Origin of the sequence: Streptomyces mesophilus, from assembly GCF_040300965.1 — a bacterium.
GTDB lineage: Bacteria > Actinomycetota > Actinomycetes > Streptomycetales > Streptomycetaceae > Streptomyces > Streptomyces mesophilus_A.
This window is the reverse complement of the sequence record NZ_JBEPEW010000101.1, coordinates 22,194-31,359: the sequence shown is the minus strand read 5'-3', so window position 1 is coordinate 31,359 and position 9,166 is coordinate 22,194. Positions and strand designations below refer to the sequence as shown.

Annotated in this window: 7 protein-coding genes, 1 rRNA gene and 1 pseudogene; 5 read left to right on the top strand and 4 right to left on the bottom strand. The window is 70.7% G+C overall.

Annotated elements, in window-relative coordinates; translation table 11 throughout:
* The 3 genes and pseudogenes from rrf to ABT367_RS28650 all read left to right on the top strand — a co-directional run.
* A 5S ribosomal RNA gene (gene rrf, locus ABT367_RS28660) occupies positions 1-95 on the top strand; the annotation flags it as partial.
* A gap of 627 nt (positions 96-722) precedes the next feature.
* A pseudogene (locus ABT367_RS41490) lies at positions 723-1,445 on the top strand (hypothetical protein); the annotation flags it as partial.
* Positions 1,446-1,595: 150 nt separating this feature from the next.
* The gene (locus tag ABT367_RS28650) at positions 1,596-2,591 is read left to right on the top strand and encodes a hypothetical protein (RefSeq protein WP_352256181.1); all 996 of its coding nucleotides are present in this window, start codon (positions 1,596-1,598) and stop codon (positions 2,589-2,591) included.
* Positions 2,592-2,656: 65 nt separating this feature from the next.
* On the opposite strand, the gene ABT367_RS28645 is transcribed toward ABT367_RS28650, so the two are convergent.
* The gene (locus ABT367_RS28645) at positions 2,657-3,943 is read right to left on the bottom strand and encodes a DUF1015 domain-containing protein (RefSeq protein ID WP_352256172.1); all 1,287 of its coding nucleotides are present in this window, start codon (positions 3,941-3,943) and stop codon (positions 2,657-2,659) included.
* Between the two features lie 74 nt (positions 3,944-4,017).
* Here ABT367_RS28645 and ABT367_RS28640 point away from each other — a divergent pair, with 74 nt between their 5' ends.
* Positions 4,018-5,043, top strand: a complete 1,026-nt coding sequence (locus tag ABT367_RS28640) for an HAD hydrolase-like protein (RefSeq protein ID WP_352256179.1) — start codon at positions 4,018-4,020, stop codon at positions 5,041-5,043.
* A gap of 46 nt (positions 5,044-5,089) precedes the next feature.
* On the opposite strand, the gene ABT367_RS28635 is transcribed toward ABT367_RS28640, so the two are convergent.
* The 3 genes from ABT367_RS28635 to ABT367_RS28625 form a co-directional block, all read right to left on the bottom strand.
* On the bottom strand, positions 5,090-5,887 hold the full coding sequence (locus ABT367_RS28635; RefSeq protein ID WP_352256170.1) for a siderophore-interacting protein: 798 nt from the start codon (positions 5,885-5,887) through the stop codon (positions 5,090-5,092).
* Between the two features lie 71 nt (positions 5,888-5,958).
* Complete coding sequence (locus ABT367_RS28630; protein ID WP_352256168.1) at positions 5,959-7,005, bottom strand: ABC transporter substrate-binding protein; 1,047 nt, start codon at positions 7,003-7,005, stop codon at positions 5,959-5,961.
* Positions 7,005-8,054 (bottom strand): ABC transporter substrate-binding protein, encoded by a 1,050-nt coding sequence (locus tag ABT367_RS28625; RefSeq protein ID WP_352256166.1) that lies wholly within the window; start codon positions 8,052-8,054, stop codon positions 7,005-7,007. Before ABT367_RS28625 ends, ABT367_RS28630 begins: the two co-directional genes overlap by 1 nt.
* A 52-nt stretch (positions 8,055-8,106) precedes the next feature.
* Between ABT367_RS28625 and ABT367_RS28620 the strand changes: the two genes are divergently transcribed.
* A complete protein-coding gene (locus ABT367_RS28620; protein WP_352256164.1) occupies positions 8,107-9,162 on the top strand; it encodes a FecCD family ABC transporter permease in 1,056 nt (351 codons plus the stop codon).
* Positions 9,163-9,166 lie beyond the last annotated feature (4 nt).

The following is a 9,166-nucleotide window of genomic DNA, read 5'->3' as shown; positions in this document are numbered from 1 at the left end:
AAACGCCCGGTTACATTCCGAACCCGGAAGCTAAGCCTCACAGCGCCGATGGTACTGCAGGGGGGACCCTGTGGGAGAGTAGGACGCCGCCGAACAATTATTGGAGGACCCGTGGTCCCAGCGTTCACGCTGGGGACCACGGGTCCTTTTTCTTTTTCTGCCGAAGCGCGGCCGGTTGGCGGTTGCGCAAGAATGACTTGCGGTACCTAGGACAGGAGTCACCGATGTCGAGCAACTCTCCCGAGGATCGTCCGGAGCGCGATCCGCGCCGCCGGGACGATGACCGGGGCGGATACCGCGGCGGCCGTGATGACCGCGGCCCGCGCAGGGACGACCGCGGTGGTTCCGGCCGGCGTGACGACCGCCCCAGCGGTCCCCGTAGGGACGATCGCGGGGGCGACCGAGGCGGTTTCCGTCGCGACGACCGTTCCGGCGGTCCGCGCAGGGACAACGATCGCGGTGGCCGTCCTGCAGGCGGTGGCTACGGGCCCCGTCGTGATGACGACCGTGGTGGGTACCGCGGGCGTGACGACCGTTCCAGTGGTCCGCGTCGAGATGACCGTCCTTCCTTCCGTCGTGACGACGACCGCGGTGGTCGTCCGTCCGGTGGTGGCTATGCGCCCCGTCGTGATGACGATCGTGGTGGCCGGCCGTCGGGTGGCGGCGGTTTCCGTCGCGATGACCGTGGTGGCCGTCCCTCGGGTGGTGGCTATGCGCCGCGTCGTGATGACGACCGTGGTGGATACCGCGGACGTGACGACCGCTCCGGCGGTCCCCGCCGTGACGACCGAGGCGGGCGCCCGTCCGGCGGCGGCTTCGAGCGTCGTGACGACCGGGGTCCCCGTCGTGATGACCGTGGCGATGACCGCGGCGGGTTCCGCCGTGACGACCGTCGCGATGACCGCCGTGACGACCGTGGTGGCCGTCCCTCGGGTGGTGGCTACGCGCCCCGCCGTGATGACGACCGTGGTGGGTACCGCGGGCGTGACGACCGTTCCAGTGGTCCGCGTCGAGATGACCGTCCTTCCTTCCGTCGTGACGACGACCGCGGTGGTCGTCCGTCCGGTGGTGGCTATGCGCCCCGTCGTGATGACGATCGTGGTGGCCGGCCGTCGGGTGGCGGCGGTTTCCGTCGCGATGACCGTGGTGGCCGTCCCTCGGGTGGTGGCTATGCGCCGCGTCGTGATGACGACCGTGGTGGATACCGCGGACGTGACGACCGCTCCGGCGGTCCCCGCCGTGACGACCGAGGCGGGCGCCCGTCCGGCGGCGGCTTCGAGCGTCGTGACGACCGCCGTGACGACCGGGGCCCCCGAAGCGATGACCGCGGCGGCGACCGCGGCGGGTTCCGCCGTGACGACCGTCGCGATGACCGCCGTGACGACCGCGGCGGCCGTCCCTCCAGCGGTGGCTACGCGCCCCGCCGTGATGATGACCGTGGTGGATACCGCGGACGCGACGACCGTGGCGGACGTCCGGGCGGCGGCTACGGGCCGCGTCGCGACGACGACCGTGGTGGATACCGCGGGCGTGACGACCGCGGTGGGTACCGGGGGCGTGACGACCGGGACCGTGACCGTGAGCCGATCCGGCGGTTGCCGATCCCCGAGGACGTCACCGGCTACGAGGTCGACCCCGACGTACGGCAGGAGCTGCAGAGTCTCCCCAAGGGGCTTGCGGACGATGTCGCCAAGAACCTGGTGATGGTCGCCAAGCTCATCGATGAGGACCCCGAGCAGGCCTACGCGTACTCGCGTGTGGCCCTGCGCCTCGCGTCCCGTGTCGCTGCCGTCCGGGAGGCCGCCGGCTTCGCCGCGTACGCGAACGAGAAGTACTCGGAGGCGCTCGCCGAGTTCCGTGCCGCGCGCCGGATGACCGGCTCGGCCGAGCTGTGGCCGGTCATGGCGGACTGCGAGCGCGGTCTCGGGCGGCCCGAGAAGGCGCTCGACATGGCAGGAGAGCCCGAGGTGCAGCGGCTCGACAAGGCCGGGCAGGTCGAGATGCGGCTGGTCGCCGCCGGTGCGCGGCGCGACATGGGCCAGCTCGACGCGGCCATCGTGACGCTGCAGAGCCCCGAGCTCGCCTCCAACTCCGTACAGCCGTGGACCGCGCGGCTGCGCTACGCCTACGCCGATGCGCTGCTCGAGGCCGGGCGCGAGGACGAGGCGCGGGAGTGGTTCGCCAAGACCGTCGAATCCGACAAGGAGCACACCACCAACGCCTCCGACCGGCTCGCCGAGCTGGACGGCGTGGAGTTCGTGGACGCCTTCGACGAGGACGAGGACGAGCACGAGGGCGGCGAGGACGAGAACCTCGTCGCTGAGTCCCGCATCGACGAGTCCGACGCCGAGGGCGATGAGGACGCCGAGGATGCCGAGGACGACGAGGACGTGGCGGAGGCCGAGAAGGCCGACGGTACCGAGTACTACGACCCCGATGACGAGGAGTACGAGGAGTTCGAGGGCGACGACGAGGCGGACGAGGACGTAACCGCCAAGCCGGCGCTCGACCAGCCGCTCTTCGTTGCCCCGGAGCAGGCCGAGGCGCAGGCCGCCGACCAGGGCGAGGAGCCCGAGGCCGACAAGGCCTGAGGCTTCAGGAACAAGTGAAGGGGCGGTGACCGGTCACGGTCACCGCCCCTTCGTCGTGTCCGGGCTCAGTGGGCGAGGCTGCGCAGCACCAGACCCGTGGCCGGCTTCGGTCCGAACGAGGTGGACTTGCGCGGCATCGTCACGCCCTCGCGGGCCAGCTCCCGTACGACGTCCTCGTGGACGGGGTGCATGAGGACCGCCGTACCGCCGTCGCGTTCCGCCTTGGCGACCGTGGCCACCGTGTCGTGGATGTACGCGATGTGGGCTGAGTCGTCCGGCATGTTCCAGACGTGGTCCAGGAGCGTGGCGTGCAGGACCGTCGCGTCGAGCCGTCGCCAGGCTTCCGGGCGGTCGCCCCGCACCGTGCGGGCCAGCAGCTCGGGGGAGGGGCGGTCGATCAGGTGGTACGTGCCGTCGCCGGTCAGGAGGAAGGCGTTGGACTCGGCCGACGCGGACGCCAGCGCCTCCATCGCACGGGACAGGGGGCCGTCGACCTGGCGTACACGGAAGGTGTCCCGTACGGCGGACACGGCTTCGGCGAGCGGCAGCCGGTGCAGCAGGCGGTGGATGGCCCGTACGCGCAGGGGATAGCGGGCCGTGTCCACCAGGAGCACCAGACCGTGGTCCCAGGGCGTGCCCCGCGGGTGTTCGTCGCGCAGGCGCAGATACGTGGCCCAGCGGTGGTGGCCGTCGGCGATCAGGGCCTGGCGGCGGCTCAAGTCGTTCTGGACCTCGGCCAGTTCGGCCGGGTCCGTGACCGACCACAGGCGGTGGCTGAAGCCGTCCTCCGTGGTCGTGGTGAGGAGCGGAGGCCGCTGGGCCGCCCGCTCGATCACCGCGGTGGCGCCGACGCGGGTGCCCTCGCTGCGGTAACTGAGCAGCAGCGGCTCGAAGTTGGCGGCCGCGGCGCGCATCAGGTCGGCCCGGTCCTCGACGATGTGCGGCATGACGTCCTCGTGCGGCAGCACGACGCCCTCGGATGCCTCGGAGAGTTCCAGCGCGCCGATGAGACCGCGCTGGAGTACGTCCCCGTTGCGCTGCTCGTAGACGTAGAGCGCCGGTTCCGGGTCGGGGGCGAGGATGCCCTCGGCGAGCCAGCGGTGCAGGGTGTCGGCGGCCTGCTGGTGGCGGGCGGCGGGCGTTTCGGCCTGCGGAAGGATCAGCCGGACGATGTTGTGGGGGTCCGCCGATTCCAGGTGGGTCAGGCCGTCGGGCCGTACGACCACGTCGTACGGCGGCGATGTGACCGCGGCCAGGCTGCCGACCCGCTCCGGGGCGTAACGCAGGCCCCGAAACGGTGAGAGGTGCAGCCCCTCCGGCCTACCGCTGTCCCTCTGACCTGTGGTGTTCATTGAGGCATCGTAGTTGTGTCGGGGCAGTGCGAGATGATCGGGGCAGAGGCACCGATCGAGGAGCGATGACCACCATGCATGAGACCGTCAGGACCAGCCCGGCCGGCAGTGAACGGGCGCTGAGCGCGGCGTACGACACGGCGCTGCTCGACCTCGACGGGGTGGTGTACGCGGGCGGTGCGGCGATCGCGCACGCCGTCGACTCGCTGCTCACCGCGCGCGACGGCGGTATGCGGCTCGCGTATGTCACCAACAACGCGCTGCGTCCGCCGCAGGTCGTGGCCGAGCACATCACGGAGCTCGGGGTGCCGACCGAGGCCTCCGAGGTGATCAACTCCGCACAGGCCGTGGCCCGGCTGATCTCCGAGCAGCAGCCGGCCGGTGCGAAGGTCCTCGTCATCGGCGGTGAAGGGCTGCGGATCGCGCTGCGGGAGCGCGGGCTCGTACCGGTGGAGTCGGCGGACGACGATCCTGCGGCCGTGGTGCAGGGGTACGGCGGGCCCGAGCTGCAGTGGGGCAGGTTCGCGGAGGCCTGCTATGCGATCGCGCGGGGCGTGCCCTGGTACGCGTCCAACACCGACCTGACCATTCCGAGCGGACGGGGCATCGCGCCCGGCAACGGTGCGGCGGTGGAGGTCGTACGGATCGCCACGGGCGCCGAGCCGCAGGTCGCGGGCAAGCCGTTGCCGCCGATGCACCGCGAGACGATTCTGCGCACGGGTGCCGAGCACCCGCTGGTGGTGGGCGACCGGCTCGACACGGACATCGAGGGTGCCTACAACGGGCAGGTGGACTCGCTGCTCGTCCTGACCGGAGTGACCGACGGCGCGCAGCTGCTCGCGGCACGGCTCGAGCACCGGCCCACGTACGTCGACGCCGATCTGCGCGGCATGCTCACCGGGCAGCCCGAGGTCGTGGCCGAGGGCGACGGGTTCCGCTGCGGCGGCTGGACCGCGCGGGCGGGGGAGGGCCTCGAACTCGACGGTGAGGGCGAGCCGTTGGACGGTCTGCGGGCGCTGTGTGCCGCCGCGTGGACGCATGCGGGCGCCGGGGTGTGCGAGCTGGACTCGGGGAAGGTGCTGGCGCGGCTGGGGCTGTGACGACGTGAGGGGTGCCGTCCGGCCCGGGCGGCACTCCTCACGTGGTTCAGGCGTCCTCGCCCGAGGTCAGGAGATCGTCCTCGGTGGCTCCCTGGCGCCAGTAGCCCGTGAACTTCACCCGCCGCTTGTCGAAGCCCCGCTCGCCGACGAGATGGCGGCGCAGCGCCCGTACCGTGGCCGATTCGCCCGCGATCCAGGCGTACGGGGTGCCGGACGGCAGATCCGCCGCGCGGACCGCGTCCACCACACCCGAGGTGCCCCACTCGATCTTCGCGTCCGCGGCGGTGGCCAGCTCCTGGCGGTCGGCCGGATCGCGGACTTCGAGCCACACCCGTACGGGAAGACCGGACGGCAGCGATTCGAGGATGCCGGCGATGGCGGGCAGGGCCGACTCGTCGCCGGTGAGGAGCAGCCAGTCGGAGTCCTCGGGCGGCCGGAAGTCGTACGCGCCGTTCTCCTCGTCGACGGGGGCGAGGACCGAGACGCGGTCGCCTGGCTCGGCGTGCTGGGCCCAGCGCGATGCCGGGGCTTCGGTGCCGTGCAGGGCGAAGTCGACGAGGAGTTCGTCGGAGGTCAGGGCGCGGGTCGTGTACGTGCGCATGATGCCGCGGACCGCGGGGTCGAGCTCCCGCCAGGCGGTGTACCAGTTCTCGCCCTGTTCCGTCGGCACGACCGGAGCGTCCTGGCCCGGGTGCGGCAGGAACAGCTTGATGCGCTGGTCCCGCCCGGCCGACGCCATCCGCGCGACGTCCGGGCCGCCGAAGGCGACGCGGATCATCGACGGGGTGAGGTGCTCCTTGCGTACGACACGGGTGTCGAAGAACTGGTACGGGGCGTCGGACACGGGCGGTCTCCTCTTCGCAATGGCGCCGGCCGGTCAGGCCTTGAGCTTCTCGGCAAGGCCTGGACTCTCGGTCAGGCCTTGAGCTTCTTCGCGTTCTCGACGGCCTCGGCGAGTGCTTCGAGGACGGGCGCGTAACCGGCGTAGCTGTAGCGCTCCTCCATCGACCACGGGATGACCTGGTCGGCCTCGACCGCGGGCATGCGGGTCCACGTCGGCTTCTTGGCCAGCTCGGCGGCGGGCAGGGTCTGGCTGCGGTTGTCGAGCAGGAGCAGGTCCGCGTGGTACTTGTCGGTGTTCTCCCAGCTGAAGGTCTCCCAGAAGCCCCACTCGTCGACCTTCTTGCCCTCGATCAGCTCGACGCCGAGGTCCTTGAAGTAGTTGAGGTCGCAGTAGGAGTCGGGGACGGCCACATAGAACTGGTCCTTGTCGGCGGTCACCGCCATGACCTTGAGGCCCTTGTTCTTCTTCGCCGCCTCGCGCAGCCGCGCCTCGGCCTTGTCGAAGCGGGCCTTGGCGTCCTTGACGGCCTGGGCCTCCAGGTCGGCGCCGAGCGACTTCGCGAGGTCGGTGTAGCGCTTGAGCGGGTCGAGCAGCGTGCGGCGGGCGCCGTCGATGCCGACGGTCGGGGCGAGTGCCTCGATCTTCTTGGTGGACTCCTCGGGGACGAACCAGAGCAGCGGCGCCGGGAACATGTTGCTGATCAGGAGGTCGGGCTCGAGCGCCGCGTACTTCTCGACGTTGAACTGGCCCCAGTCCTCGCCGAGGCTCGTCACCTTGGATACGTCCATGGCGCCGGCCTGCGGGTTGGGCTTGCCGTCGATCGGCTTGCTGGGGCCGAAGATGCCGACGCATTCGATGCCGTAGTCATGCAGGGCCGCGGCCGTGGAGACAAAGGCGACGATCTTGTTCGGGGTGTGGTCGACCTTGGCGGTCTTACCCCGGTCGTCCTTGAACGACCAGGGCTTGTCCTTGCCCTTGTCGGTGCTCGCCGCGGGCTTCTTGTCGTCGCCGCACGCGGTGAGGAAGGCACCGAGACCGAAGGCCGCGCCGGCGGAGAGCAGGCCGCGGCGGGACAGGCCGCCCTTGTTCAGCTGCGAGGGGCGGTTCTTGGCAGACATCAGGCGACCTTCTTGGCGTCTTGAAGAGCGGTGGCAAGGGATTCGAGAAGCGGCGCGATACCGGCGTGGCTGAACTGCGGCTCGTTGTACCAGGCCACGGTCTGGCCGGCCTTGGCCGCCGGGAGCTTCGCCCAGGTGGGCATGGACTTCATCAGGTCTTCGGGCTGCAGATTGCCGGTGCGCTTGTCGACGAGGATCAGATCGGCCTCGTACTTGCCGGCGTTCTCCCAGCTCAGTTCCGCGAAGAAGCCGGCCTCGCCGACCCCGTCCGGGGTCACGAACTCGACGCCGAGCTCGCGGTAGTAGCGCAGGTCGGTGAAGTCGTCGGGGGTGCCGACATACAGCCGGTCTTTGGTCGCGGAGACCGCCATGACCTTCAGCTTCTTGGCCTTCGCCGTCTTGGCGGCCTGGCGTACGGACTCGGACGCGGCCTCGAAGCGGGCCTTGGCGTCGGTGACCTTCTTGGCCTTCAGGTCCGCGCCGAGCGAGGCCGCGAGCTCGCCGAAGCGGTCGATCACGCCGGTCAGCGAGGTCTTGCCGGTGAGGATGCCGACGGAGGGGGCGAGGGCGGCGATCTTCTTGGCCGACTCCTCGGGGACGTACCAGAGCGTCGGCGACTCGTTCATCGTGGTGACGAGGAGGTCGGGCTCGAGGGCCGCGTACTTCTCGATGCTGAACTCGCCCCAGGCGTTGCCGATGATCTCGACCTTGTCGACGTCGATCCGGCCCGCCTGGACATCGGGCTTGCCGTTCTCGAGCTTCGTGGGGCCGAACACACCCACGCACTCGACGCCGAAGTCGTACAGGGCGGAGGCCGCGCCGATGTAGGCGACCACGTTCTTGGGCGTGCCGTCGGTCTTCACGGACTTGCCGCGGTCGTCCTTGAACGACCAACCGGCCTTCTTCTGCGGGGACTTGGCGTCGTCGGAGTCGCCGCACGCGGCAAGGAGCGCGCCCAGGCCGAGGGCGCCGCCGGTGGCGAGCAGCCCGCGCCGGGATATCCGGGAGCGCTGATCGGCCGGCGAAAGGGGAGGACGGGACGGCAACATTCTTCGTGCTCTCTCGTCGAAGGGGAGTGCGAGGGTAGGCTAACCTAACCGGGTGTTGGTCGACAGTCCCCCTCAGCCCCAGACACAGCCGCCACCAGCCGATACGGTGCCGGCCCGGCGCCAGGCCATGCGCGCGGCCGGTCTGCTGGTCTCCGTCGGCGTGCTGCTGCTCGTCGTCGTGGCGAGCATCGCGATAGGGGCCAAGCAGATACCCGTCGGCGACGTCTGGCACGGCCTGTTCGGTAACACGGGCACCGACAACGACGTCGTCATCCGCGATCTCCGCCTGCCGCGCACCCTGCTCGGGCTGCTCGCGGGCGCGGCCCTCGGCCTCGCCGGCGCCGTGATGCAGGCGCTCACGCGCAACCCGCTCGCCGACCCCGGACTGCTCGGCATCAACGCCGGAGCCTCCGCCGCCGTCGTCTCGGCGATCAGCTTCTTCGGGGTCACCTCGCTGACCGGCTACGTCTGGTTCGCCTTCGCCGGCGCGGCCGCCGTCATGGTCCTCGTATACGCGCTCGGCGGGGTCCGCGCCGCCACTCCCGTACGGCTCGCGCTCGCCGGTACGGCCGCCACCGCCGCGCTCTACGGCTACATCAACGCCGTACAGATCATGGACACCGCGGCCCTCGACAAGATGCGCTTCTGGACGGTCGGTTCGCTGGCCTCGGCGTCGATGGGCACGGTCAGGCAGGTGCTGCCCTTCATCGCCGTCGGCATCGTCCTCGCACTCGTCGTCGCCCGCCCGCTCAACGCGATGGGCATGGGAGACGACACCGCCCGCGCCCTCGGCGCCCACGTCAACCGCACGCGCGCGGTCGCGATGCTCGCCGTGACGCTCCTGTGCGGTGCGGCCACCGCGGCCTGCGGGCCCATCGTCTTCGTCGGCCTGATGGTGCCGCACATCGTGCGCAGCTTCACCGGACCCGACCAGCGCTGGATCCTGCCGTACGCCACGATCCTGTCGCCCGTGCTGCTGCTCGGCGCCGACGTCATCGGCCGTGTGGTCACGCGCCCGGCCGAACTGCAGGTCGGCATCGTGACGGCGCTCATCGGCGGTCCGCTGTTCATCTTTCTCGTACGACGCCGGAGGATGGCGCAGCTGTGAAGGC

Coding starts and splice junctions, on each gene's coding strand:
- ABT367_RS28645 (WP_352256172.1), bottom strand. CDS start 3,943: ATGAACACCACAGGTCAGAGGGACAGCGGTAGGCCGGAGGGGCTGCAC.
- ABT367_RS28640 (WP_352256179.1), top strand. CDS start 4,018: ATGCATGAGACCGTCAGGACCAGCCCGGCCGGCAGTGAACGGGCGCTG.
- ABT367_RS28630 (WP_352256168.1), bottom strand. CDS start 7,005: ATGTCTGCCAAGAACCGCCCCTCGCAGCTGAACAAGGGCGGCCTGTCC.
- ABT367_RS28625 (WP_352256166.1), bottom strand. CDS start 8,054: ATGTTGCCGTCCCGTCCTCCCCTTTCGCCGGCCGATCAGCGCTCCCGG.